A 23,270-nucleotide genomic window follows, 5' to 3' on the forward strand; every position below is an offset into this window, starting at 1 on the left:
ATATTCGAAGGAGAACATATGTGCCTTGGCGTTCCTGCGCAGATCGTTGAAATTCCAGAACCTGCGCGCGCGAAAGTATCCATTAGCGGTGTCACCCGCATGATCTCGACTGACCTCATGACCGAGGACCTCGCCGTCGGCGAATGGGTCCTCGTCCACGTCGGTTTCGCCCTCAGCAAGATCGACGAAGACGAAGCCCAACTGACGCTGCAGCAAATCAAGCAACTCGGTGCGAACACCTTTGAGGATGAGCTGGAGTCGTTTAAGGAGAGTTCGATTTGAAATTCGTCGACGAGTTCCGCGATCCCGAGGCTGCGAAGGCCTTGCTAAAGCGCATCGAACACGATGCAGCGCTTTTGGACGAACCTGTCAGGCTGATGGAAGTGTGTGGTGGACACACCCACACGATTTACCGATATGGCCTGGAAAACCTGCTGCCGCAAAACGTGGATCTCGTCCACGGTCCCGGCTGCCCAGTATGTGTGATCCCCATGGGCCGCGTGGATGACGCCATTTGGCTCGCCAATCAGCCCGATGTCATCCTCACCACTTTCGGCGATATGATGCGCGTACCAGGCTCCAATGAGTCCCTCTTGGAAGCGCGCGCCAAGGGCTGCGATGTCCGCTTCGTCTACTCTCCTTTGGATGCGTTGAAGCTGGCCGAAGACAACCCAGACAAGCAGGTGGTTTTCTTCGCCGTAGGTTTCGAAACCACCACCCCGTCCACTGCAGTGACCTTGGAGGCAGCGCGCAAGAAGGACATTGCCAACTTCTCCGTCTTCTCCAACCACGTCACTATCGAGCCCCCACTGCGCGCGATCGTCAACGGCGGCGAGACCAAAGTAGACGGCTTCATTGGGCCTGGTCACGTTTCCACCATCATCGGCACCCACGCTTTCGACTTCCTCGTGGAAGAATTCGGCATGCCGTGCGCCGTGGCTGGTTTCGAACCTCTCGATATCCTGCAGGCCGTAGCGATGCTCGTATCGCAATTCGCGCACAACGAGGACAAGCGCGTGGACAACCAGTACGCCCGCGTGGTGCGCGCTGAAGGCAACCCAGCAGCGAAGGCCTTGCTCGATCGCACCTTCGTGCTGCGCGACACCTTCGAATGGCGTGGCCTCGGCTGGCTGGATAACTCCGGCATGGGCATCGCACCCGAATACGCCAAATGGGACGCTGAAAAGCGTTTCGATGTCCCAGGCAACCGAGTCGAAGACCCCGCAGCCTGCGAATGTGGCTCCGTTCTTACCGGACGCATCAAGCCTTGGCAATGCAAGGTTTTCGGCACTGCCTGTACACCGCAGACCCCGATCGGCACCTGCATGGTTTCCCCAGAGGGCGCTTGCGCGGCGTACTACAACTTCGGCCGTATTGACCGTGACGCCACGGCGCAATTGGCTCAGAGCTAACCGTGCTGAATCTGGTAAAGCAGCCTGACGATTTGGGGTGAATTCGTCCGGCTGCTTTACCGAATCCGACGATCCTTACATCTGGCTACCTCCCCCATTTGGCGGAGGTCAAAGAGTGCCTGCTTAGCCGATGTTTTCCGTGGTGGCCAGCCATAACGTAAGAGTCATGAACACCACATTTGTTGCCCGCGATATCCGGGTCTCTTTCAATGGCACTGAGGTCGTCCATGGGGCGAACCTGTCTGCATCTCCTGGCCGCATCACCGTCTTGCTCGGCCCTAATGGTGCAGGCAAATCCACCACTCTCCGTGCAGCCCTGGGACTGATCAATTCCGAGGGTTCAAAAGACATTCACGGAACCATCGGTCTGCTCCTTGATGATGGCGGCCTGGTCCCCTCCCTCACTGGTCGACAGCACCTGCTGTCCATGGCGAAGCTCTATGGCGTCGATAAGCAGCGGGTGCAGGAAGTTCTGGACTTGGTCGACATGGCGCACAGTTGCGACCGGCGGATCAAGACCTATTCGCTGGGGATGAAGCGTCGAGTAGCCCTGGCGGGCGCCATGCTGCAAAACCCAGACATTGTGATTCTCGATGAGCCATCTTCCGGGCTGGATCCTGACGGAATTCGGTGGTTTGGGCAGCTCATGCGCTCCGAGGCTGATCGAGGGAAGGCCATCATCATGGCCACGCACCACCTGGCGGAAGCCGCAGCTATCGCCGACGATGTCGTCATCATCGCACGCGGCGAAACCATCTTCAACGGCGCGCTCAGCAGCATCGATGACCTGGAATCCACCTACTTCACTCTCACTTCGAAAGGCTAGAACAATGAATTCACTCAAATCTGAGTTTTACACGATTCGGAAACTTCCGACCGTGACCATCGTCGCCGTGTTGTCGATAGTGTTGGCCGGTGTCGGAGCAATCCTGCAATGGTCTCTACCATTTCTGCTCAAGATCGATCCGCCCCAGGCCGGTGACGGCCCCGCAGGCGAGCAGGTCCAGGCGCTGATCGACGCCGCAGACCCGGTAACCGCCGACTTTCAATTAGCTGCCCTCGATATCACCGGATCTGGCCAATCTTCGGGTCTCTCCATGTTTCTCATCGCCATCGTCGCGCTGACCATAACTGCTGCTAGCTACGCCTTCTCTAGTGGCGCTGTGGTCTGGAAAGTTGTCGGCACCGGCTCGCGCATGAGGTGGTCCTTAAGTCTGACAGCCGCGGTACTTGGAGCGGTTCTCCTCGTGTGCGTGGGTGCGTGCGCCCTCACCACCGTGATTTCCCTGGTGGCAGCCCCCATGAACAGCGCGTCGTTGGTAGCTCCCGCTGGAGATACTGTGGTGATGTGGCTCCGAGGCAGCCTGGCGATTGTGCTGCTAGCTACTTCTATCGTGGGTGTCGTTCTGGCCGTTCGGAAGGTGGGCGCTGCCATCGGAATCGTGGTGGCGGTACTCATGGCCGGGGTCATTTTCGGCACGATTGGTTCGATGGCTGGCTGGGATCCGATCGTCTACGGCTGGCTCCCCACCTCTGCGGTGACCACCGCGGGCGGTCAAGGCCTCATGCAGACCGCCAATCCGTGGACGGGCATCGCCGCTCTTGTGGGATGGGCAGTGCTGAGCCTGGGACTGGGACTCGCCCGGTTTGGCCGCGCCAACCTCTAAGCTGGAAGATATGCTTCGACCCTCAACTAGGGATATTGCGCTGGCCGCCATCGTGCTGGGACTGGATCTGTTCGGATTCTTGATGGTCAGCGCGGTGGTGCCGGCCACGTTCAACTTCGACATCTCGCCTGTTCAATATTGGCTGGTTCTGGTTGGCATCGTCATCAAAAGCGCGCTACTACTGTTTCGCCGCCAGTTTCCGATGCTCATTCTGCTAGCCATTTCTGCAGTCGAACTCGTGATTCCGCTGTATTCCCTAGCCACGGGCGAACAGAGCTTTGGTTTCAACGGCGTTGCGGCGGCTGTGGCGGCCTTTTCCTTGGGTTTGCACACTCGTGCCAAACTGCGGGACTCGATAGTCCTGACCGCATCCGGGCTGGTCGTCGGCATCTTCCGCGCCCTGACTACTCCTCCCATGGCCGAGATGCCTCGTCCCGTATTTTCCCTTCTCACCACGCTCGGCTGGCTCCTCCCCCTCCTCATATTTTTCAGCATCGGGCTCGCAGTCCGTGGCAGCCGCGAGCTGAACGCTTCGTTAGCCAAACAAGCTGAGCTCGCCGAGCGCAACGCGATCATCGAGGAGCGCGCCCGCATCGCCCGCGAACTCCACGACACCACTGCCCACCACCTCTCCGCCATCGCCATTCAGGCTCAAGCTGCCCGCGCGCTTATCGACGTCAATCCTGAAGCATCCAAGCAGCATTTAGACCATGTGTCGGCCTCGATCACTCGTGCGCTCCGCGACGTTCGCGCGACGGTCGGCAAGCTGTCAGTGTCGGATGCCGAAACCGAACGCGTGCCACAGCCCACGGATATTCCTGCGCTGATCGAGGAGGTCCGCATGCTGGGGCAACAGGTGGATTTCGACGACTCTTCGCATTTGGTGGGAGCTGAACAGGTCGCGGCGTATCGCATCACCCAGGAAGCGCTCACCAATGCCCGTAAACATGCCCCGGGTGCACCAGTAACCGTCACTCTGAGTGACGATGAGCTGCGCATCTTCACGCCAGGCTCCTACCAGCGCGGAGCATCAGGCCGTGGCACCATCAGTATCCAGGAACGCGCACACGCCGTAGGTGCGACTGCGTTCAACGGACCGGTACCTGACGGCTGGCTCGTGCAGCTCACATGGAGGAAGCAATGATTCGCGTACTTTTGGTGGACGATCAGCCCCTCATCCGCCAGGGGCTCAAAGCGATCTTTGAGGCCACCGGCGAGATTGCCGTTGTCGCCGAGGCTGGTTCTGGGAACGAAGCGATCGCCAAAGCTCACGACGTGGACGTGGTCTGCATGGACATCAGAATGCCGGACGGCGACGGGATCTATGCGACCGCCGAAATCAATAAGCGTGAGGACCCGCCCGCCATCATCGTCATTACTACCTTTGACCTCGACGAGTACGTCTTCGGTGCACTCGAAGCCGGAGCCTGTGGCGTCATGCTCAAAGACTCCCCCATGACCGACCTCATCGAGGGGGTCAAACGTGCTGCTTCAGGCGAAGGCATGGTCGATGCGTCGGTGACCAAGCGAGTGATCGCGGAATTTGGGCGTCGAAAAGCGCGGGCGGTAGTTGACTCAGACTTGCTGACCGCACGGGAGTTGGACTGCGTTCGCGCGCTCGGTCGGGGCTTAACGAATATCGAAATCGGGCGGGAGCTGTATTTGGAGCCGTCGACGGTCAAAACCCACCTGTCCTCGGCGATGGCCCGGGTAGGTGCGAGTTCGCGGGTGCAGCTAGTGATCTGGGCGTTCCGGGCCGGAGTGATTAGCTAGCCCCGCACCCGTCGCCAGAGGATCCTGCCCAGGGAATGCGGGAGTGCCAATACTTCACGCAGCCACATCTTCGGTGCCTTCCGGAACGGAGTTTTCGCGGTGACCAGCTGCACGGTGAGCCCATGGTGCCAAGCCCACATCTTGGTCCTTAGTGAATGGAAGTCACTAGTCACCACCACCCACGAGGGATACCCTTTGAGCAGGGCAAACGATTGCTCCAGATTTTCATTTGTCGAACGGGCCTGGTTCTCCACCGAGATCACATCCGGGGCAACCCCGTGCTCCACGAGCCACTGAAACATCGCTTCTGCTTCACCCATATGGCCGGATACCACCACGTGCAGGGATTCCAGCGCATAGGGCAAGGCCGCTTCAAGGCGACGGGTGAGGGTGCTGCCGGGACGGCCGCCCAAAAGCCTGCTGCCCAGAATCAGCACCGGCTCGTGCATTTAGCCCTCCATGAGACGCTGGCGCAGGGCCTCGTCCTTGGCGAGAACTTCATCACGCATGTTGTCCTGGTAGGTGACCATCTTGTCCACGAGAGCAGCATCACCAGCGGAAAGGATGCGCGCAGCCAGCAGGCCAGCGTTCTTTGCTCCGCCGATAGACACGGTCGCAACCGGCACGCCACCAGGCATTTGCACGATCGACAGCAGTGAGTCCATACCGTCGAGATCCTTTAGCGCGCGCGGGATGCCGATGACCGGCAGCGGCGTAGCAGCAGCAACCATGCCCGGCAGGTGGGCAGCGCCGCCCGCACAAGCGATGATGCACTTCAGACCACGCTTGTGTGCCTCCTTGGCATAAGCAAGCATGCGCTCTGGGGTACGGTGTGCGCTGACAACGCCCACCTCAAACGGGATATCGAACTGCGCGAGCACCTCGGCGGCTGGCTCGACAGTCGGCCAATCCGAGTCCGAGCCCATGATGAGTCCTACGAGTGGTTCCATTACTGATCCTTCCATTCCGCGTGCACGAGGAAGTGGGCGGCGAGCTCGCCGTTTCGACGCAGCTTTTCGACGTCCCCATTGCCCGTCATATTCACATGGCCGATCTTACGGCCCGGACGATGCCCCTTGCCGTAGAAGTGGATTTTCGCCTCTGGGAAGCGCTGCCACACCTCGACCATGCGCTGTGGCATCGGCATCTCTGGATCCTCAGCGGCGCCGAGCACATTAGCCATAACGGTCCATTCCTGCAGTGTGTCGGTACTGCCCAGTGGCATGTCTAGGACCGCGCGGACATGCTGCTCAAACTGGTCGGTCACGCAGCCATTCTGAGTCCAATGGCCGGTGTTGTGCGGGCGCATGGCCAGCTCGTTGACGAAGATCCCCTCTGGAGTCTCGAAAAGCTCGACAGCCAGGTTGCCGGTGACGCCGAGGACTTCTGCGGTCATGATAGCAGTTTCTTCTGCCTGCTTCCTCAGCTCTTCCTTAAGGCCAGGAGCCGGAGCGATAGTAAACCAGCAGATGCCGTCCTGCTGGATGGATTCCACTACCGGCCAGGCCTTGACCTCACCAGATGGCCGACGGGAGACCATGGCGGAGAGCTCGCGAACCAAGTTGACCTTTTCCTCGGCCATGAGCGGGGTGCCGTTGGCTAGCAGTTCTTCGGTCAGCTCTTGCAGGTTGTCCAGCGAAGAAGGGAACCAGACACCCTTGCCGTCGTAACCACCGCGACGGGCCTTGAGACACACTCGGCCTTCGACCTCGGTCCAGAACTGGGTTGCGTCTTCAACACTTTCAATTGCTGCGAATGGAGGCACAGGCGCGCCTAGCTCCTTGAGCCGCGTGCGCATCACCAGCTTGTCCTGCGCGTTGATCAGCGCTGCCGGGCGAGGCTGGACATTCACGCCCTCGGAAATCAGAGTTTCCAAGTGCTCGTTCGGCACGTGCTCGTGGTCGAAGGTAACCGCGGTTGCATCCTTGGTGACGGCGCGGAGGTCGTCGATAAGCGTGTAATCACCGAGCACAACATCGGCAGCGACCTGCGCGGCGCTTTCCTCCAGCGAGCTGGCCAGCACGCGCACGGACTGACCGAGCTCGATCGCTGCGGTCTGCATCATGCGAGCCAATTGCCCATCGCCAATCACACACAGAATTGGCATGTCTGGTGCGTGCGCTGCCGGATTATCGATGTTGTAAGTCACGGCTAATAACTATAGCGGGTGGCGTGCTACTCGAATAACCTGGGATTTATGGCATTCGATAGGAGCGCTTTTCCCGCGACGTGGGCAAAAATGTGCGCGGGAAGCGGCATCGAACTCGGCGATTATGTGCAGCTTACCGACGACCTGTTGTTCTACCCCGATGCGATAGTCACCACCGAAAACCAGCCTTCGTGGACATTGCACGTGCCGCTACTTTTCGACCTCAAGCGAATGGCCGAGACTTATAAACTCCCCTGCGGGCGAATCGATCTGACCACCGACAATGAGTGCCTGTGGATGCTCGTCACGAAGATCATCTTGGGGGTGGACTCTCGGGCATTCGCGTGGGACAGCCACTTCGGATTAAGCCACGAAGATACGCCCCGACTGTTTGCCTACATCGACGAGATTCCGTGGGGCGTGACCATCAGTGCTCGTTCATCTGATGCTACAAAACTAGAAACCAAACCTTCCGATGATTTCGGATGGAGCATGTGATGTTAGGCCGGTGCCAATAATTGAGGTTATCGTCGAAATCCCATCTAGTATCGGGATAGGCGGCAGCCCCATTGAAGAGTCAGTAGTGAGCGGATTTATCCTCATTCCTGCGACAACGCACCCAATGCCAACTAAGAGCTCGGCTTCCTACCAGCCTCTGCCCCGCTGCCCCACCAGCTCATTGATTTCAATCGCGACTTTCTTGGCCCTTGGCACATCCCGAAATACAAGCGGCCGCCCCATCCCAGCCACGTCCACATAGAGGGCGCCTTTGCGCTTGTATGCGCCAAGCACGTGCGCCAGCGGGATCGAATCCTCGCGGGCCCCGAAGCTTGCTGCACGAACAATGATCCGTTGGTCCGTGATCGCAAAGCGCTGACGACGCGAGCGCATGATTGGAAGGATCAGCCGCCACAGCATCAGTAGCGCCCACAGTGCCACGATGCCATTGTGAAGGTCTGGGATGCCCTGCACATCCACCCACCCGATTGCCATCCAGCAGACGGCCGTGAGAAATAGCGCCTCAATAACCGGAAAGGTCAAAGAGGATAAGGACGAGGTGAGGTCGTACCGAACAGCTTCGCCCATCATTGCAACCTCAAGTGCACTACGTCGCCAGCGGCAATGGCATGAACCTCGTCATCTTCCGAGCGCACCTGGATGAGCCCGTCATCGGCCACGCCTACACATTCCCCGAGCAGTTCTTTGTCGCCGGGCAAATGCACGCGCACCTGCTGGCCGATCGAACTGCACACCGCTCGGTAGTCATTCATTAGCGATGGGTCATTGTTCATCCACTGCGTCAGACGATTCTTCAGCGCAAGTAGGATCGCCCCCACCAGCTGGGTACGGTCCACCGGGTCGCCGACCATCTCTAAGGAAATAGCATGCGGAACCGGCAATTCTTCTTGTGTCAGCGACACGTTAACGCCCAGACCAATCACGATGGCCGGAGACGGCTGGAACTGCGCGACTTCAGCGAGGATGCCACAGACCTTTCGCCCGTCGATAAGCACATCATTGGGCCATTTCAGGGTGGCGTTGTAGTCCGCACCGAGGACGTCAATGAGCGCGAGGCCCGTAACTAGTGGCATGGTTCCCAGTCGGTCCACCGCTGCCGAAGAAGGCCGGATCAAGATAGAAAGAGTCGCCTGGGACATCGGTGGAGCCGTCCAGACTCGGCCGTGGCGCCCCCTGCCTGCACTTTGGAATTCAGTAACGGCGGCGGCCCACTCGGGCGCGCCTGCCAGGGCTGCTTTCACCAGGTCAGCATTAGTAGAGCCAGTTTCGGCGGTGTAGTCGATGCGCGGAAGTGGCAGTGCGCGCAGTTTTTCGACATCCAAAGGCGTTCTCATACTGAGTCAGTTTAGCCGTAAGTAAAATTCCGCATTCCGGTTCGCAAATCCCCAGGACAGAATCTAGAAATACACCGTCTTAATCACCCCTTGCGACACGCCGGTGTGACGCAGATTTCTTTTATACCCTGAACAGCGCAAACGTGAGCAAAACCTCAACTATTTTGGTTTCTTAGTAGAAACTAACCAAAAATCCCTTTACAATCCCCAAACATGACCATTTCCTCACCTTTGCCTCGCCTGCAGGAACCAGTAACCGCAGCGCACGCCACGACATCCGAGAAGATTGCCGATCTGAAGGCGCGCCGGAGCGAAGCTCTGACCATTTCCAAGGAGCGCGATGGACGCCTCACTGCACGTGAGCGCATCGACTTCCTCTTGGACGAGGACTCCTTTGTGGAAACCGACATGCTCGCCCGTCACCGCACTCACGACTTCGGAATGAACGCCAAGCGCCCGGTCACGGACGGCATTGTCACCGGCTGGGGCACCGTCAATGGCCGCGAGGTCTGCGTGTTCTCCCAGGACGGCACCATTATGGGTGGCGCACTCGGCGAGGTCTACGGCGAGAAAATGATCAAGATTATGGAGCTGGCCGTCACCACCGGTCGCCCACTCGTCGGCCTCTACGAGGGCGCTGGTGCCCGCATCCAGGACGGCGTGGTGTCCCTAGACCAGATCGCACGCACCTTCTATCACAACGTCAACGCCTCGGGCGTGGTCCCACAGATCTCCGTCATCATGGGCGCCTGCGCGGGCGGCAACGCATACTCCCCTGCATTAACTGACTTCGTGGTCATGGTGGATAAGCAATCCAAGATGTTCGTTACCGGCCCAGATGTGATCAAGACCGTCACCGGCGAGATCATCTCACAGGAGGAGCTGGGTGGCGCTTCCACCCACATGTCCACCGCCGGCAACTGCCATTTCGTGGCCCAGGACGATGAGGAAGCCTTGGAGTGGGTGCAGGATCTGCTGGAGTTCCTGCCAAGCAACAATCGCGACTACGCGCCTGTGGAAGACGCCGAGCCTTTCGAGCAGTCCGTGGACGATCTGCTGCTTGACTCCATCATCCCGGACACCCCGACCACCCCTTACGATGTCCGCGATGTCATCGCCGTCCTCACGGATGATTCCGATTACTTCGAAATCCAGGCTGACCGCGCCGAAAACGTCGTCATTGCCTTCGGCCGCATCGACGGCCAGTCCGTCGGCTTCGTTGCAAACCAGCCGATGCACTTCGCCGGCTGCCTGGACATCGATTCCTCCGAAAAGGCCGCTCGCTTCGTCCGCACTTGCGATGCCTTTAATATCCCAATCGTCATGCTCGTCGACGTCCCTGGCTTCCTTCCGGGCGCTGGCCAGGAGTACGGCGGCATCCTGCGTCGCGGCGCGAAGCTGCTTTACGCTTACGGCGAGGCGACCGTCCCGAAGATTACCGTCACCATGCGCAAGGCCTACGGCGGAGCGTACTGCGTTATGGGCTCCAAGGGTCTGGGCGCCGACCTGAATCTGGCGTGGCCGACCGCCCAGATCGCGGTCATGGGCGCAGCCGGCGCGGTGGGCTTCATCTACCGCCGCGAGATCAAGGACGCTCAGGCTAAGGGTCTGGATGTTGACCAGCTAGTGAAGTCCTTCGAGCGTGAGTACGAGGACCACATGCTCACCCCATATGCCGCCGCCGAGCGCGGGCTTATCGACGCTGTGATCCTGCCATCCGAGACCCGCGAGCAGCTCTCCCGGAATCTTCGCCTGCTTCGCAACAAGAACGTGATTCGTCCTGCCCGCAAGCACGGCAACATTCCGCTGTAATTCAGCCGTTTTCGCAAACTTTGCCAACGCGATTGAAGTTATGACGATCACACTGGAGCCGGGCGAATCGTGATCTACCCCGCTTTTACCCCTAAAAGCGGGTCGAATCACCACGAGTTTTAGGGTTCCGACCAATTCGATTGCCCACTCAGTAAACAAAAGTGGGTCTACCACATAGACTGATTCCCATGACTGCCGCAATGAACACTGGCGCACAGACGCCTGATCTAACGACCACCGCTGGCAAGCTGGCCGACCTGCGTGCCCGCATTGCCGAGACCCACGCCCCAATGGGTGAAGCTTCCATCGAGAAGGTTCACGCTGCGGGCAAGAAGACTGCACGCGAGCGCATCGAGTACCTGCTCGACGAGGGCTCTTTCGTTGAGGTTGACGCGCTGGCTCGCCACCGTTCCAAGAACTTCGGCCTGGACGCTCGTCGCCCAGTCACCGACGGTGTTGTCACGGGTTACGGCACCATTGAAGGCCGTAAGGTCTGTGTCTTCTCCCAGGATGGCGCTGTTTTCGGTGGTGCACTTGGTGAGGTTTACGGCGAGAAGATCGTCAAGATCATGGACCTGGCTGTCAAGACCGGTGTTCCGCTGATCGGCATCAACGAGGGCGCTGGCGCCCGTATCCAGGAAGGCGTTGTCTCCCTGGGCGCTTACGCCAAGATCTTCTACCGCAATGTTCAGGCTTCCGGCGTTATCCCGCAGATCTCCCTGATCATGGGCGCTTGTGCAGGCGGACACGTCTACTCCCCAGCAATCACCGACTTCATCGTCATGGTGAACAAGACCTCGAAGATGTTCATCACCGGCCCAGACGTCATCAAGACTGTCACCGGCGAAGAGGTCACCCAGGAAGAGCTGGGTGGCGCTCACACCCACATGGCAATGTCCGGCACCTCCCACTACACCGGTGCTGACGATGCCGACGCTCTGGACTTCGTCCGCGACCTGGTTGGCTACCTGCCTTCCAACAACCGCGCTGAGGCTCCTCGCATGGATGCTGACTTCATGGTCGGTTCCATCCAGGAGAACATCAACGACACTGACCTCGAGCTGGACACCATCATCCCAGACTCCCCGAACCAGCCTTACGACATGAAGGACGTCATCACCCGCGTGCTTGACGACGGCGAGTTCCTGGAGATCCAGGAAGGCTACGCCGAGAACATCGTCATCGGCTTCGGTCGCGTCGAGGGTCGCTCCGTCGGTATCGTCGCCAACCAGCCAATGCAGTTCGCAGGCTGCTTGGACATCAAGGCTTCCGAGAAGGCTGCTCGCTTCGTCCGCACCTGTGACGCCTTCAACGTTCCAATCATCGAGTTCGTTGACGTTCCTGGCTTCCTTCCTGGCACCAACCAGGAGTACGACGGCATCATCCGCCGTGGCGCTAAGCTCCTCTACGCTTACTCTGAGGCAACTGTTCCAAAGATCACCGTCATCACCCGTAAGTCCTACGGTGGCGCTTACACCGTGATGGGCTCCAAGGACATGGGCGCTGACCTCGTCCTGGCATGGCCTACCGCACAGATCGCCGTCATGGGTGCTTCCGGCGCTGTCGGCTTCATCTACCGCAAGGAGCTCAAGGCAGCCGCTGCCGAGGGCAAGGACGTTGCAGCTTTGATGAAGGAATACGAGCTGGACTACGAGGAGACCCTCGTTAACCCATACATGGCTGCTGAGCGCGGCTACGTCGACGCCGTTATCCCGCCATCCGAGACCCGTGGCCAGATCATCGAGGGCCTGCGTCTCCTGGAGCGCAAGGTCGTCAACGTTCCTGCCAAGAAGCACGGCAACATCCCGCTGTAAAGAACTGTTAAGGATTCCTCATGGAAGAAACCAAAAAGCCATTTTTGACCATCACGAAGGGCAACCCAGACGACACCCAGGTGGCCGCTCTGACGACGCTCTTCGCTGGTCTGGCAGCCGCAGGCGCACCTGAGGAAAAGCCTGACCGCAACAACTGGGGCAGCCTTTCCGAGCGTCTTCAGCGCCCGGCAACCTACAACCCGAACGCGTTCCACAACGTGACCTACTTCTAAGTAGAACGGGTGGGAAACAGCCCGCGACCCCGACGAATGCTTTTAGCGAACGTCGGGGTCGCGGGCTTTTTCGTCCGCTATCCTTGAGCTCATGCGCCTCGTACTAGCTTCTGCCTCGCCTTCGCGAAAGAAGATTCTCGAATCGGCCGGAATCACGCCAGTCATCGCCCCTGCCGATGTCGACGAAGATGCGATCATCGCTGAATTCGGTGCCACACCTCCGGTCGTCGAGAAGCTTGCTCAAGCCAAGGCTGAGGCTGTCGATTTCCCCCATGACGTGGTGATCGGCTGCGACTCTATGCTCTTGTTGGACGGTGAGCTGCAGGGCAAACCGCACACCGTGGAAAAGACGATCGAACGATGGCAGCAGCAACGCGGCAAGGCGGCTGAGCTCATCACTGGGCATCACGTCATTTCTCCGGGTGGAACTTTCACCGGGACATCGCGAACCATTGTCCACTTCGGGCATCCGACAGATCAGGATATCGCGGCCTACGCGCGCAGCGGGGAGCCCTTGCAATGCGCCGGAGCGTTCACACTGGAAGCGATGGGCGGTTGGTTCATCGACCGCATCGATGGCGATCCATCGAGCGTAATTGGGCTTTCCCTCCCCCTGGTCCGTAAAGCCCTGTATTCTTTCGGTTATTCCGTCTCAGATTTTTGGTGATCATGAAAAACAAAGTACTTCTTAGTTCTCTGCTCCTCAGCGCCCTTGCGCTGGCAGGATGTGGCAGCGACGATACAAAGTCCCAAGCTGCAGGCAGCTGTGAATACAAGGACGGCAGGACTGCGGCGAAGGACGTCGACAAGCCTGATGCGAACCCTCCTGCAGGTACCGTCGATCTCAAGCTGAGCACCTCCGCCGGCGACATCACGATGCAGCTCAACGCCGACCAGGCGCCCTGCACCGTGGGCGCCATCAGCTCGCTGGCAAAGCAGGGCTACTACGACAACACCGTGTGTCACCGCCTGACCACTGATGGGATCTTCGTGCTGCAGTGCGGCGATCCATCGGGCAAGGGTTCCGGCGGTCCTGGCTTTAGCTTCGCTGACGAATATCCGGCGGGCACTGGCGAGATGGGCCTGTACAAGGCCGGCACCATTGCCATGGCGAATGCCGGCCCGAACACCAATGGTTCCCAGTTCTTCCTGAACTACGAGGACTCCCCGCTACCTCCGAACTACACCTTGTTTGGCGCGATGGATGACAAGTCGCTGCAGGTCGTGCGCGACATTGCGAAGAAGGGTACCGCTACCGGTTCCCCGGACGGCCCGCCAGCTACCGAAGTGAAGATCCTGAAAGCAGAGGTCAAGTAATGCAACTGACACCCCCGCCAGTCCACGTCCCCGCTTTTGATTCAACTGATCCATACGAATGCCCGGAAAACCCTGAAGCGTGGGCAATCCTCGCGGAGCAGGCCACTGATCCACTCGCACGCTACGCATTCGCACGTACTGGTTACCACCGCGGTCTCGACTTACTTCGTGGTAACGGCTGGAAAGGCTATGGACCGGTGCCCTGGTCACATGAGCCAAACCAAGGCGTACTCAAAGCGATTGCCCAGCTCGCACTGGCTGCCCGCGGGATCGGCGAGCACAAAGAGTACGACCGCTGCCGCGCCCTACTTTCGGACTGCGACAACTCCATGACGGAAGCTTTACTAGGTTAATTCACCCTTAAGCGGGTAAGTTTTTTCTCCATGGAAAACAAACCCGGAACCTCGGTGAGAGAGCTCACCCTCCGCGGCGTGATCATCGGTGGACTCATCACACTGGTCTTCACTGCCGCAAACGTCTATCTCGGACTCAAGGTTGGCATCACCTTCGCCACCTCGATCCCTGCGGCCGTCATCTCTATGGCCATTCTGCGCAAGTTCGCTGGACACACCATCCAGGAAAACAACATCGTGCAGACCATCGCTTCCGCCGCGGGCACTCTGTCCGCCATCATCTTCGTCCTGCCCGGCCTGGTCATGATCGGTTGGTGGCAGGGCTTCGGCTATTGGACCACCGCCGCAGTCTGCGCCATCGGCGGCGTCTTGGGCGTCACCTACTCCATTCCGCTGCGCCGCGCCCTGGTCACTGGCTCTGACCTGCCATACCCAGAGGGTGTCGCGGCTGCCGAAGTCTTGCGCGTGGGCGATGATAACGGCTCCGTAGAAGAGAACAAGAAGGGCCTGAAGGTCATCCTGTGGGGCTCCCTGGCATCGGCTGGCTACTCTCTGCTCGCTGCGCTCAAGGTTGCGGCCGGCAGCTTGTCGACGGCCTTCCGCGTCGGATCTGGTGGCACCATGGTGGCCTCCTCCATGTCCCTCGCTCTCATCGGTGTCGGTCACCTCGTCGGCGTTGGCGTCGGCATCGCAATGATCGTCGGCCTACTGATTTCTTATGGCGTACTGCTCCCGATCTTTACTGCTGGTGATCTTCCAGAGACCGGGGCGATTGCCAAGGTCATCTCCAGCACGTTCTCCCACGACGTTCGCTTCGTCGGCGCTGGCGCCATGGCCGTCGCGGCCGTATGGACGCTGCTCAAGATCATCGGCCCAATCGTCTCGGGTATCAAGAGCTCTTTGACGTCCTCGCGTGCGCGTCAGGGCGGCATGGAAGTCGACATCACGGAACGCGACATCCCGTTCCCTGTTGTCGCCGGAGTAACCCTTGCCTCGATGATTCCTGTCGGCCTGTTGCTGTGGCTGTTCACCAAGGACACCTCGATTGCGCATCATTCCACTGGTTTGATCTTGCTGAGCATCATCTACATCCTGCTGGTGGGCCTGCTCGTGGCAGCAATCTGCGGCTACATGGCGGGCCTGATCGGCGCTTCGAACAGCCCAATTTCCGGCGTCGGCATTATCGTTGTCCTGTCCGCTGCGCTGCTGATCAAGGTCCTGGCCGGTGGCGAGGACCCAACCACGCTCGTTGCCTACACCTTGTTCACCGCGGCAATCGTGTTTGGTATCGCCACGATTTCTAACGACAACCTCCAAGATCTCAAGACCGGCCAGTTGGTGGGCGCGACCCCGTGGAAGCAGCAGCTTGCCCTCATCTTCGGTGTCATTTTCGGCTCCGCGATCATCCCTCCAGTGCTGCAGCTGATGCTCACCGGTTTCGGTTTCCAGGGTGCTCCTGGAGCCGGCGAAAACGCCCTCGCTGCGCCACAGGCAGCTTTGCTGTCCTCCGTCGCGCAGGGCATCTTCGGCGATTCCCTCGACTGGAACCTGATTGGGCTCGGCGCTGCCATCGGCGTCGGCATCATCATTATCGATGAGGTTCTCGCAAAGACCACCTCTAAGTTCCGCCTGCCGCCGCTGGCCGTCGGCATGGGCATGTACCTGCCAATCAGCCTCACCCTCATCATCCCGATCGGCGCTTTCATCGGTCGTGCCTACGACAAGTGGGCCGAAAACCATGGTGGTGAGCCAATGAAGCGGATGGGTGTGCTGCTGGCCACCGGCCTCATCGTGGGCGAATCTCTCTTCGGCGTGCTGCTGGCCGGCATCATCGGCGGCACTGGCAAGGAAGAGCCACTGGCTATCGTGGGCGAATCCTTCGAAAGCCCGGCGAAATACCTCGGCTTCGTCATTTTCGCTGCCATCACGATCGCCCTGTACAAGTGGGTGCAGCGCCAGAAAGCTTAGCGGTATCGTGGGGCTATGATTAAGCCCCATAAACTCGTTGTCATCGGCCTCGGCCATGTTGGCTCCTACGTCCTTGCAGACGCGATGAAAACCGAGCTCTTCGGTGAAATCGTCGCGATCGATGCGGACGTTGCGGTAGCCCATGGCGAGGCCCTTGATCAATTTCAGGCCACTGGTGTGCACTCGATGGCGTCGATAAGCGTGCGCGCAGGTGGGTACGAGGAGTGCGCCGACGCTGATGTCATCATCGTGGCCGCGGGGCCGTCGATGGTGTCGGGAGAGGGCGAAGAAAAGCCCGATCGTGCATCGCTCGCGCCACACAATGCGAAGGTCATTCGCGAAGTGATGACGGGGATCACCGCGCATACACGCGAGGCCATCATTATCCTCATCACCAATCCGCTGGATTCCATGGTGTACGTAGCCGAGAACGAATTCGATTATCCAGCGGGCAAGATTTTCGGGACCGGCACGATGCTGGATTCCGCGCGACTTCGCCGGATCGTTGCCGATCGTGCCGGGGTATCCCCGCTATCTGTTCAGGGGTACATGATGGGCGAACATGGCCTGTCGGCCTTCCCAGTGCTCAGCCACGTCACCATCGCAGGTATGTCGCTGGAGGAATTCGGGCTGCCGATGGATCCCGAGGACGTCGCCACCGCCGTCGTAGACGCGGCCTATGAAGTGTTCAATCACAAGGGCTGGACGAACGCGGGTGTCGCCCAGTCAGCTATAGCGATGGCGCGGGCCGTGCTACTGGACGAGCGGATCATCCTTCCCGCCTGCACGACTTTGCGCGGGGAATACGGCCTGCATGATGTCGCGCTCTCGGTCCCGACGCTCATCGGAGCTGGCGGCGCACTACAGCGCTACTGCCCTACGCTCAACGAGTGGGAGCGGGCGGCGCTCGAAAGGTCGGCAGCCGCAATCAAAGAGACCACAGCAAAAATAGCCCCTCAACCGGACGATTACCGAAGGTAAAAATCCGATCGAAGGGCCACATTTGGCCTAACTAACTTAAGCGAACTTAGCCTCTACGCGGCCGATAGCTTCCTTGGCAACCATTTCCTGGATGCCCATGTCGAGCTCGGAGGTGAAGCCAACGCAAGAGCAGTTGATTTCGCCGAGGACGAAGGTGTCTTCGCCGTTCTCGCCGTCGGCGAGCATGAAGTCAGCGGTCCAGATCAGTGGGATGTTGTCGCCACCGAGCTTCTCAGCGATAACTGGACGTGCCTCAGCGAACATGTCGATGAGCTCCTGCCATGCCTCTGGCTTGTCGTAGGTGTACTTAGCACCGGAGAACAGGGTTGCGGAGAAGTTGTCGCCGCCAGCAGCTGGCTTCTTGTGGACCACGAAGATTGGGTGTGGGCCAACGAGGAGGATGCGGATTTCGCCTTCGACGATGCGTGGGCAGAAGCGCATGTCCACGAGCATGCCGTTGTCGCCGACGATGTACTGGTCGCAGAAGTCCATGAACTCGCCCAGTGGCTTGAGCTCGGTGTGGTTGTCCACAGCCTCGGTGCAACGCAGGATGGTGTCCAGTGGCAGTGCGGTGCCTGGCTCAACTTCGAGGGTCTTGTCCTCGAGCTGTACGCGCCAGATGCCTTCGCCGGTGGAGCCACGGTTCTGCTTGAGAACGCGCTCGCCGTAGGAGATGGAGGTTGGGAAGGTGTTGTGGAAGGTCTCAACGTCGTAGTACGCAGCGGTGTCAGCTGGAACCAGAGAGGTGTCATTGAGCTTGACCAGTGCGTCCTTAGCACCGTAAGCCATCATCTCTTCTGGGGTGGACATGCCGATGAGGCCGGCTTCCTTGGAGAGCTTGGTCAGAAGCTCGAAGTAGCCCTTCTCGCCACCTGGGATGCTGCCTGGGTTAACGCGGGAGATGTAGGCATCAAAGTTCTCAGAAACGTACTCAAAGATCTTCTCGGACCACTCTGGACGGTAGAACACGACCTCAGAGTTGTAGCCAGCTTCGCGAATTGCCTCCACGATTGGCATGGTGTCCTTGCGGTGACCGTTGAGCTGCTTGTCAGAGCCGCCTTCTACCTCGAATACGACGATTGCCTTCTTCATGAGTTCTCCTAATTGCATAGAGGATTTGGCAGGTCAGCACGTCGCGAACCTGGTTAAGAAAAATCTTATCTATCCGTAGCCCCCTCTGCAGCGCCAACTGCAAAGTGGTGCGCTAAGCCACAGCGGAACACGCCACATTTGCCCCCGGATTGTGACCCCGCCAGAAACCTCGTGACTATGGTGGAAACTATCAATCCCTGTCCCCCTTTGAAAGGTGGCCTCACATGGCTTTGCCCCTGGATCCGAACCCCAAGTTCTCCGATTTCGCGCATCCCGGTCGGCTCGTGTCTCCGCAGTGGCTATCCGCCCAGCTCGGATCCAAGGGACTCAAAGTTGTCGAGTCCGACGAAGATTCACTCCTCTACAACATCGGCCACATTCCAGGTGCCGTGCGCATCGACTGGCACAAAGATCTCAACGACCCTGTCACCCGCGACTTCATCACGCCTGAGCGCTTTGCCGAGCTGATGGACGAAAAGGGCATCGCCCCGGACGACACCGTCGTCATTTACGGCGATAAGCGCAACTGGTGGGCCGCATTCACCCTGTGGGTATTCGAGCTGTTCGGCCACGCCGATGTCCGACTCCTCGACGGCGGACGAGACGCGTGGATGGCCGAGGAACGCGATACGTCCTACGCCGTCCCCGAGTATCCGGCAGCGAACTATCCAGTGCCAGCGCTGGATGAAAAGGCGCGTGCGTTTGTTGCTGCCGTTGCTGACGGCGTCGGCAAGCTCCCGCTTATCGACGCCCGCTCCCCGGAAGAGTTCGCTGGCACCGCCACCGACCATGGACACGACACCATTCGCCACGGTCACATTCCTGGTGCGTTGAACATTCCCTGCGAGGGCAATGTGATGGCTAATCATTACTTCCGCACTCGCAAAGAACTGGAAACCCTGTATGCCGATCTAGATCCGAAGGCGCAGACGATCGTGTACTGCCATGAGGGCGAACGAGCTGCACACTCATGGTTCACGCTGAAGTACCTGTTGGGTTTCGCGGACGTCCTCAATTACGACGGCGCATGGGTGGAATGGGGCAATATGGTGCGGATGCCAATCGCTAAGGGATAGCACTCGCTCTTTGAACACTGTTCAGGGATTTTTTACTCCCGCTTGGGGGTGCATCCACAGATCGCTTTGGGCGAACCCATTCGGTTTTTAGCCATATTGTGTAACAATAAGTGTCACGCGCTGCACCCCCAGTCAACTGTGGGGTGAGGCACAAACTAATGTCAGGCGTGAATAGTTCACTGCAACAAAATTCTCCAGGAGGGGTTAGACGTGACCGTCGAGACCAAGAAGATCACCAAGGTTCTGATCGCGAACCGTGGTGAGATTGCCATCCGCGTCATCCGTGCAGCACGCGATGCCGGTATCAAGAGCGTCGCTGTTTACGCTGAGCCAGATGCAGATGCACCTTTCGTATCGATGGCAGATGAGGCCTTCGCTCTCGGCGGCCAGAACTCCGCTGAGTCTTACCTCGTCTTCGACAAGATTCTCGACGCCGCAAAGAAGTCCGGCGCTGATGCTATTCACCCTGGCTACGGCTTCCTCTCCGAGAACGGCGACTTCGCCGAGGCCGTCATCAACGCTGGCCTGATCTGGATCGGCCCATCCCCTAAGTCCATCCGCGAACTCGGCGATAAGGTCACTGCCCGCCACATCGCACTCAAGGCTGATGCCCCAATGGCGCCTGGCACCAAGGAGCCAGTCAAGGACGCTTCTGAGGTAGTCGCATTCGCTGAAGAATACGGCCTCCCAATCGCTATTAAGGCAGCATTCGGTGGTGGCGGCCGTGGCATGAAGGTTGCCTACAAGATGGAAGAGGTTGCTGACCTCTACGAGTCCGCTACCCGTGAGGCAGTCGCTGCCTTCGGTCGTGGCGAGTGCTTCGTCGAGCGCTACCTGGACAAGGCACGCCACGTGGAGTGCCAGGTCATCGCCGACCAGCACGGCAACGTTGTTGTCGCCGGTACCCGCGACTGCTCCCTCCAGCGTCGTTTCCAGAAGCTCGTCGAAGAGGCTCCAGCCCCATTCCTCACCGATGACCAGCGCACCCGCCTCCACGAGTCTGCAAAGGCTATCTGCAAGGAAGCTGGCTACTACGGCGCAGGTACCGTTGAGTACCTCGTTGGCTCCGACGGACTGATCTCCTTCCTCGAGGTCAACACCCGTCTGCAGGTGGAACACCCAGTTACCGAAGTCACCACCGGCATCGACCTCGTTCGCGAGCAGTTCCGCATCGCTGAGGGCCTTGAGCTGCACATCAAGGAAGATCCAAAGCCACGTGGCCACGCTTTCGAGTTCCGTATCAACGGCGAAGATGCTGGCAACAACTTCATGCCTGCACCAGGCAAGGTCACCAAGTACATCGAGCCTTCCGGCCCAGGCGTTCGCATGGATGCCGGCATCGTTGAAGGTTCCGTCATCGGCGGCCAGTTCGACTCCATGCTCGCTAAGCTGATCGTCTTCGGCGAGACCCGTGACGAGGCTCTGCAGCGCGCTTCCCGCGCACTGAATGAGTACGTTGTCGAGGGCATGCCAACCGTGCTCCCATTCCACCGCCACATCGTTGAGAACCCTGCATTCGTTGGTGACGGCGAGAAGTTCGAGGTCTACACCAAGTGGATCGAAGAAGTATGGGACAACCCAATCCCTGCTTACGTCGACCCAGCAGACGTTGAGGAAGATGAAGAAGCAACCCCAGCTCAGAAGGTCATCGTTGAGATCGACGGCCGTCGCGTTGAGGTAGCTCTCCCAGGCGACCTGGCAATCGGTGGCGGCGCTGCAGGTGGCGCTAAGAAGAAGGCCAAGAAGCGTCGCGCAGGTGGCGCCAAGGCTAGCGTTTCCGGCGACGCAGTTGCAGCCCCAATGCAGGGCACCGTCATCAAGGTCAACGTCGAAGAAGGCCAGGAAGTAAACGAAGGCGACACCGTTGTTGTCCTCGAGGCCATGAAGATGGAAAACCCAGTGAAGGCTCACAAGTCCGGCGTTGTTACCGGCCTGGACGCTGAGGCTGGTGCAGGCGTGTCCAAGGGCCACGTCCTGATGGAACTCAAGTAGTTCCTTGATGTTAGGTCCCGGTTCTCCTCGTGAGAGCCGGGACTTTTCTCGTTTCACCAGGCCGTTAACTTCATGCAACATCGACTAACTTTGATCACATCGGGCACAATAGACACATGATGAGCATTGAGCGCCAGCACTACCTCGTAGGTGACTTTGAACGAGAACACGCTTTGGAAAAACTCAAGGCGGCCTCACAGTCCGGCCACCTCAGCCTTGTCGAGTTCGACCAACGCGCCGCCCGCGCCACCCATGCCACAACGCAAGCCGACATCGACTTGATCCTCGCCGATATCCCCCAAAACCTCATGGTGAAGCAGAACCGCACTTCAGGACTACAAAAGCGCATCGGCATTGTTGCCTTGTGGGCCAGCTTGGTTCCTCTCGTGGCCATTGGCGCTGCAGATCTTGCAGCGATTTTCGCAGTGCTGACCATCCCGCTATGCATCCTGCTCTTCATCATGAAAGTCGGACCGGACTCCTGGTACGAGCCCAAAACCATCTACAAGCAGATCGGACAATAACTTGCAGCCCATGGATGTCAATGGTGGTCGCTTCTATGCCCGCCCCTTAAGAGACGACGATGCGATCGCGGTAGCGGAAGCGGTAGGGACGTCGGTGGCGTCGATAAGCCAGGCCCGCGAGGATTGGGAAACAGACACCGCCTATTCGTGGGCAGTGTGCGAGCAAACGAACGTCAACGCGGTGGCCATTGCGCGATATGACATGAACACTCTCGAAGTGGTTCCCGTAGGTGATCCCGAGCGTGACTTGCCCAATGACCCGATGCTTGAGCCGAAGAAGGCGAAGGATGGGGTCGCCGCCGGGCAAGAGTTCATCCAGCGGTGGATTGACGGCTACTTGCCTAGCTATCGGGAACAAACCTCTTAAAGCGTGCATCACACTGGCATGGATCTACTTGAGTTACCTGCCCTCCCCCGACTGTCCTACCGTTCGACCTTTGACAGCAAGGACTCGACGTTTCGCCAAGCTGGGCTCACTGATTCCAAACTCGGCGGTGCTCCCTACCGTCCGCGAGGCGCTGGCTGGCCTCACCAGCCCGACGGGGATCCCTATAGCTTCGTCGCGCAGCTGAATCTCGCCCAGGTTGAGCGCGATCGGCAGCTGCTCGGCGTGCCTCCGCTGCTTGACGGATCTCTGCCGACCAACGGACTGATCCAGTTCTTCTTGCCCTTTGACGACGTTTACGGACTCGGGGCAGGAAAGCCAGACTGCTTCGTCGCATTCATTCCAGACCCAACACGTCCAGCGGACGAACCTATTTTTGCCTGGCGCTCGTACTACGACAAGCCAGTCCACTGGCTGCACGAAGATCCAACGCCGGCGTTCACACCCGACGGTAAATGGCTAGCAAGATCTCCTTATTACACAGAACTTTCCATTTTTGATCACCCCGAGGTCGCACAGGCTCTGGAACCAGTGCTGCTGGAGCCAACGATGCAACAGCCCATCCCCGGCCTGCACGCAGAAGTGACTCCGGACCAGGAGGCTGCGTGGAAGGAAGTCGCTGATCAGGACAATCTGCATCCAAAACACCTCGGCGAGTGCAACCATCAAATCGGCGGCTTTGCCAGTTTCGTCCAGAACGAGCCCCGGCCACAAGGATCTCCCCTCCGGTTGCTCTTTCAAATTGAATGTGACATACACATGCAGGCCATCGGCGACATGGGAAACATGCAATTCTTCATCGACCCCGCCGATCTGAAACGACGAGACTTCAGCAACGTCCTGATCGATTGGGCTTGCGGATAAACTAG

The 23,270-nt window shown here is 59.0% G+C and carries 26 protein-coding genes; 20 read left to right on the plus strand and 6 right to left on the minus strand.

Annotated elements, in window-relative coordinates:
- Nucleotides 1–18 precede the first annotated feature (18 nt).
- From CKALI_RS09230 to CKALI_RS09255, 6 genes are all read left to right on the plus strand, one after another.
- A complete protein-coding gene (locus CKALI_RS09230) occupies nucleotides 19–282 on the plus strand; it encodes a HypC/HybG/HupF family hydrogenase formation chaperone (protein WP_156193070.1) in 264 nt (87 codons plus the stop codon).
- On the plus strand, nucleotides 279–1,412 hold the full coding sequence (gene hypD / locus CKALI_RS09235; protein ID WP_156193071.1) for a hydrogenase formation protein HypD: 1,134 nt from the start codon (nucleotides 279–281) through the stop codon (nucleotides 1,410–1,412). The genes CKALI_RS09230 and hypD overlap by 4 nt, the downstream gene beginning before the upstream one ends.
- 166 nt (nucleotides 1,413–1,578) lie before the next feature.
- Nucleotides 1,579–2,238, plus strand: a complete 660-nt coding sequence (locus CKALI_RS09240) for an ABC transporter ATP-binding protein (RefSeq protein WP_156193072.1) — start codon at nucleotides 1,579–1,581, stop codon at nucleotides 2,236–2,238.
- Between the two features lie 4 nt (nucleotides 2,239–2,242).
- Nucleotides 2,243–3,079 (plus strand): hypothetical protein, encoded by an 837-nt coding sequence (locus CKALI_RS09245; RefSeq protein ID WP_156193073.1) that lies wholly within the window; start codon nucleotides 2,243–2,245, stop codon nucleotides 3,077–3,079.
- 10 nt (nucleotides 3,080–3,089) lie between these two features.
- A complete protein-coding gene (locus CKALI_RS09250) occupies nucleotides 3,090–4,223 on the plus strand; it encodes a sensor histidine kinase (protein WP_156193074.1) in 1,134 nt (377 codons plus the stop codon).
- Nucleotides 4,220–4,852, plus strand: coding sequence for a response regulator transcription factor (locus tag CKALI_RS09255; RefSeq protein ID WP_156193075.1), 633 nt, complete (start codon nucleotides 4,220–4,222; stop codon nucleotides 4,850–4,852). The genes CKALI_RS09250 and CKALI_RS09255 overlap by 4 nt, the downstream gene beginning before the upstream one ends.
- Here the strand turns inward: CKALI_RS09255 and CKALI_RS09260 are convergent.
- From CKALI_RS09260 to CKALI_RS09270, 3 genes are read right to left on the minus strand one after another with little or no spacing between them, the layout of a single operon-like run.
- The gene (locus CKALI_RS09260) at nucleotides 4,849–5,301 is read right to left on the minus strand and encodes a YdcF family protein (protein ID WP_156193076.1); all 453 of its coding nucleotides are present in this window, start codon (nucleotides 5,299–5,301) and stop codon (nucleotides 4,849–4,851) included. The two genes, CKALI_RS09255 and CKALI_RS09260, sit on opposite strands and share 4 nt — an antisense overlap.
- The gene (gene purE / locus CKALI_RS09265; RefSeq protein WP_156193077.1) at nucleotides 5,302–5,802 is read right to left on the minus strand and encodes a 5-(carboxyamino)imidazole ribonucleotide mutase; all 501 of its coding nucleotides are present in this window, start codon (nucleotides 5,800–5,802) and stop codon (nucleotides 5,302–5,304) included. It abuts the gene before it with no gap.
- On the minus strand, nucleotides 5,802–6,959 hold the full coding sequence (locus CKALI_RS09270; protein ID WP_231580569.1) for a 5-(carboxyamino)imidazole ribonucleotide synthase: 1,158 nt from the start codon (nucleotides 6,957–6,959) through the stop codon (nucleotides 5,802–5,804). Before CKALI_RS09270 ends, purE begins: the two co-directional genes overlap by 1 nt.
- 90 nt (nucleotides 6,960–7,049) lie before the next feature.
- On the opposite strand from CKALI_RS09270, the gene CKALI_RS09275 reads away from it, so the two are divergent.
- Nucleotides 7,050–7,499 (plus strand): hypothetical protein, encoded by a 450-nt coding sequence (locus tag CKALI_RS09275; RefSeq protein WP_156193079.1) that lies wholly within the window; start codon nucleotides 7,050–7,052, stop codon nucleotides 7,497–7,499.
- Between the two features lie 147 nt (nucleotides 7,500–7,646).
- On the opposite strand, the gene CKALI_RS09280 is transcribed toward CKALI_RS09275, so the two are convergent.
- Together CKALI_RS09280 and CKALI_RS09285 are read right to left on the minus strand one after the other, a co-directional pair.
- The gene (locus CKALI_RS09280; RefSeq protein WP_156193080.1) at nucleotides 7,647–7,994 is read right to left on the minus strand and encodes a hypothetical protein; all 348 of its coding nucleotides are present in this window, start codon (nucleotides 7,992–7,994) and stop codon (nucleotides 7,647–7,649) included.
- A gap of 92 nt (nucleotides 7,995–8,086) precedes the next feature.
- On the minus strand, nucleotides 8,087–8,854 hold the full coding sequence (locus tag CKALI_RS09285) for a biotin--[acetyl-CoA-carboxylase] ligase (RefSeq protein WP_156193081.1): 768 nt from the start codon (nucleotides 8,852–8,854) through the stop codon (nucleotides 8,087–8,089).
- Between the two features lie 213 nt (nucleotides 8,855–9,067).
- Here CKALI_RS09285 and CKALI_RS09290 point away from each other — a divergent pair, with 213 nt between their 5' ends.
- From CKALI_RS09290 to CKALI_RS09325, 8 genes are all read left to right on the plus strand, one after another.
- Nucleotides 9,068–10,666: an acyl-CoA carboxylase subunit beta gene (locus tag CKALI_RS09290; RefSeq protein WP_156193082.1), complete on the plus strand. Its 1,599-nt coding sequence runs from the start codon at nucleotides 9,068–9,070 to the stop codon at nucleotides 10,664–10,666.
- A gap of 188 nt (nucleotides 10,667–10,854) precedes the next feature.
- Entirely contained in the window at nucleotides 10,855–12,480 is a 1,626-nt protein-coding gene (locus CKALI_RS09295) for an acyl-CoA carboxylase subunit beta (RefSeq protein WP_156193083.1), read from the plus strand.
- 20 nt (nucleotides 12,481–12,500) lie between these two features.
- Complete coding sequence (locus CKALI_RS09300) at nucleotides 12,501–12,713, plus strand: acyl-CoA carboxylase subunit epsilon (RefSeq protein ID WP_156193084.1); 213 nt, start codon at nucleotides 12,501–12,503, stop codon at nucleotides 12,711–12,713.
- A 91-nt stretch (nucleotides 12,714–12,804) separates the two neighbouring features.
- The gene (locus CKALI_RS09305; RefSeq protein WP_156193085.1) at nucleotides 12,805–13,380 is read left to right on the plus strand and encodes a Maf family protein; all 576 of its coding nucleotides are present in this window, start codon (nucleotides 12,805–12,807) and stop codon (nucleotides 13,378–13,380) included.
- Nucleotides 13,381–13,382: 2 nt separating this feature from the next.
- Nucleotides 13,383–14,030, plus strand: a complete 648-nt coding sequence (locus CKALI_RS09310) for a peptidylprolyl isomerase (protein WP_156193086.1) — start codon at nucleotides 13,383–13,385, stop codon at nucleotides 14,028–14,030.
- Entirely contained in the window at nucleotides 14,030–14,383 is a 354-nt protein-coding gene (locus CKALI_RS09315) for a DUF3151 domain-containing protein (RefSeq protein ID WP_156193087.1), read from the plus strand. The genes CKALI_RS09310 and CKALI_RS09315 overlap by 1 nt, the downstream gene beginning before the upstream one ends.
- Nucleotides 14,384–14,413: 30 nt before the next feature.
- Nucleotides 14,414–16,351, plus strand: a complete 1,938-nt coding sequence (locus CKALI_RS09320; protein ID WP_156193088.1) for an OPT family oligopeptide transporter — start codon at nucleotides 14,414–14,416, stop codon at nucleotides 16,349–16,351.
- A gap of 15 nt (nucleotides 16,352–16,366) precedes the next feature.
- Entirely contained in the window at nucleotides 16,367–17,332 is a 966-nt protein-coding gene (locus CKALI_RS09325) for a lactate/malate family dehydrogenase (RefSeq protein WP_197079675.1), read from the plus strand.
- Between the two features lie 36 nt (nucleotides 17,333–17,368).
- Here the strand turns inward: CKALI_RS09325 and CKALI_RS09330 are convergent, their stop codons facing one another.
- Entirely contained in the window at nucleotides 17,369–18,424 is a 1,056-nt protein-coding gene (locus tag CKALI_RS09330; protein ID WP_156193089.1) for a Cj0069 family protein, read from the minus strand.
- A 224-nt stretch (nucleotides 18,425–18,648) separates the two neighbouring features.
- Between CKALI_RS09330 and CKALI_RS09335 the strand changes: the two genes are divergently transcribed.
- The 5 genes from CKALI_RS09335 (at nucleotide 18,649) to CKALI_RS09355 (ending at nucleotide 23,265) form a co-directional block, all read left to right on the plus strand.
- Nucleotides 18,649–19,500: a sulfurtransferase gene (locus tag CKALI_RS09335; RefSeq protein ID WP_156193090.1), complete on the plus strand. Its 852-nt coding sequence runs from the start codon at nucleotides 18,649–18,651 to the stop codon at nucleotides 19,498–19,500.
- Between the two features lie 210 nt (nucleotides 19,501–19,710).
- A complete protein-coding gene (locus CKALI_RS09340) occupies nucleotides 19,711–21,492 on the plus strand; it encodes an acetyl/propionyl/methylcrotonyl-CoA carboxylase subunit alpha (protein ID WP_156193091.1) in 1,782 nt (593 codons plus the stop codon).
- Between the two features lie 116 nt (nucleotides 21,493–21,608).
- Entirely contained in the window at nucleotides 21,609–22,016 is a 408-nt protein-coding gene (locus CKALI_RS09345) for a DUF1707 SHOCT-like domain-containing protein (protein WP_156193092.1), read from the plus strand.
- Nucleotides 22,017–22,026: 10 nt separating this feature from the next.
- Nucleotides 22,027–22,383 (plus strand): hypothetical protein, encoded by a 357-nt coding sequence (locus CKALI_RS09350; RefSeq protein WP_197079676.1) that lies wholly within the window; start codon nucleotides 22,027–22,029, stop codon nucleotides 22,381–22,383.
- Nucleotides 22,384–22,401: 18 nt separating this feature from the next.
- The gene (locus CKALI_RS09355; protein WP_156193094.1) at nucleotides 22,402–23,265 is read left to right on the plus strand and encodes a YwqG family protein; all 864 of its coding nucleotides are present in this window, start codon (nucleotides 22,402–22,404) and stop codon (nucleotides 23,263–23,265) included.
- The last annotated feature ends 5 nt before the right edge of the window (nucleotides 23,266–23,270 follow it).

It is taken from the genome of Corynebacterium kalinowskii (assembly GCF_009734385.1).
Classification (GTDB): Bacteria; Actinomycetota; Actinomycetes; order Mycobacteriales; family Mycobacteriaceae; genus Corynebacterium; species Corynebacterium kalinowskii.

Excerpts from the sequence above, each read along its gene's own strand:
- CKALI_RS09260 (WP_156193076.1), bottom strand. The coding sequence starts at position 5,301 with ATGCACGAGCCGGTGCTGATTCTGGGCAGCAGGCTTTTGGGCGGCCGT.
- CKALI_RS09355 (WP_156193094.1), top strand. The coding sequence starts at position 22,402 with ATGGATCTACTTGAGTTACCTGCCCTCCCCCGACTGTCCTACCGTTCG.
- CKALI_RS09310 (WP_156193086.1), top strand. The coding sequence starts at position 13,383 with ATGAAAAACAAAGTACTTCTTAGTTCTCTGCTCCTCAGCGCCCTTGCG.
- CKALI_RS09305 (WP_156193085.1), top strand. The coding sequence starts at position 12,805 with ATGCGCCTCGTACTAGCTTCTGCCTCGCCTTCGCGAAAGAAGATTCTC.
- CKALI_RS09290 (WP_156193082.1), top strand. The coding sequence starts at position 9,068 with ATGACCATTTCCTCACCTTTGCCTCGCCTGCAGGAACCAGTAACCGCA.
- CKALI_RS09270 (WP_231580569.1), bottom strand. The coding sequence starts at position 6,959 with ATGCCAATTCTGTGTGTGATTGGCGATGGGCAATTGGCTCGCATGATG.
- CKALI_RS09315 (WP_156193087.1), top strand. The coding sequence starts at position 14,030 with ATGCAACTGACACCCCCGCCAGTCCACGTCCCCGCTTTTGATTCAACT.
- purE (WP_156193077.1), bottom strand. The coding sequence starts at position 5,802 with ATGGAACCACTCGTAGGACTCATCATGGGCTCGGACTCGGATTGGCCG.
- CKALI_RS09350 (WP_197079676.1), top strand. The coding sequence starts at position 22,027 with ATGGATGTCAATGGTGGTCGCTTCTATGCCCGCCCCTTAAGAGACGAC.
- CKALI_RS09230 (WP_156193070.1), top strand. The coding sequence starts at position 19 with ATGTGCCTTGGCGTTCCTGCGCAGATCGTTGAAATTCCAGAACCTGCG.
- CKALI_RS09250 (WP_156193074.1), top strand. The coding sequence starts at position 3,090 with ATGCTTCGACCCTCAACTAGGGATATTGCGCTGGCCGCCATCGTGCTG.
- CKALI_RS09330 (WP_156193089.1), bottom strand. The coding sequence starts at position 18,424 with ATGAAGAAGGCAATCGTCGTATTCGAGGTAGAAGGCGGCTCTGACAAG.
- CKALI_RS09240 (WP_156193072.1), top strand. The coding sequence starts at position 1,579 with ATGAACACCACATTTGTTGCCCGCGATATCCGGGTCTCTTTCAATGGC.
- CKALI_RS09245 (WP_156193073.1), top strand. The coding sequence starts at position 2,243 with ATGAATTCACTCAAATCTGAGTTTTACACGATTCGGAAACTTCCGACC.
- CKALI_RS09285 (WP_156193081.1), bottom strand. The coding sequence starts at position 8,854 with ATGAGAACGCCTTTGGATGTCGAAAAACTGCGCGCACTGCCACTTCCG.
- CKALI_RS09335 (WP_156193090.1), top strand. The coding sequence starts at position 18,649 with ATGGCTTTGCCCCTGGATCCGAACCCCAAGTTCTCCGATTTCGCGCAT.
- CKALI_RS09295 (WP_156193083.1), top strand. The coding sequence starts at position 10,855 with ATGACTGCCGCAATGAACACTGGCGCACAGACGCCTGATCTAACGACC.
- CKALI_RS09345 (WP_156193092.1), top strand. The coding sequence starts at position 21,609 with ATGATGAGCATTGAGCGCCAGCACTACCTCGTAGGTGACTTTGAACGA.
- CKALI_RS09300 (WP_156193084.1), top strand. The coding sequence starts at position 12,501 with ATGGAAGAAACCAAAAAGCCATTTTTGACCATCACGAAGGGCAACCCA.
- CKALI_RS09280 (WP_156193080.1), bottom strand. The coding sequence starts at position 7,994 with ATGGCAATCGGGTGGGTGGATGTGCAGGGCATCCCAGACCTTCACAAT.
- CKALI_RS09325 (WP_197079675.1), top strand. The coding sequence starts at position 16,367 with ATGATTAAGCCCCATAAACTCGTTGTCATCGGCCTCGGCCATGTTGGC.
- CKALI_RS09320 (WP_156193088.1), top strand. The coding sequence starts at position 14,414 with ATGGAAAACAAACCCGGAACCTCGGTGAGAGAGCTCACCCTCCGCGGC.
- CKALI_RS09255 (WP_156193075.1), top strand. The coding sequence starts at position 4,220 with ATGATTCGCGTACTTTTGGTGGACGATCAGCCCCTCATCCGCCAGGGG.
- CKALI_RS09275 (WP_156193079.1), top strand. The coding sequence starts at position 7,050 with ATGGCATTCGATAGGAGCGCTTTTCCCGCGACGTGGGCAAAAATGTGC.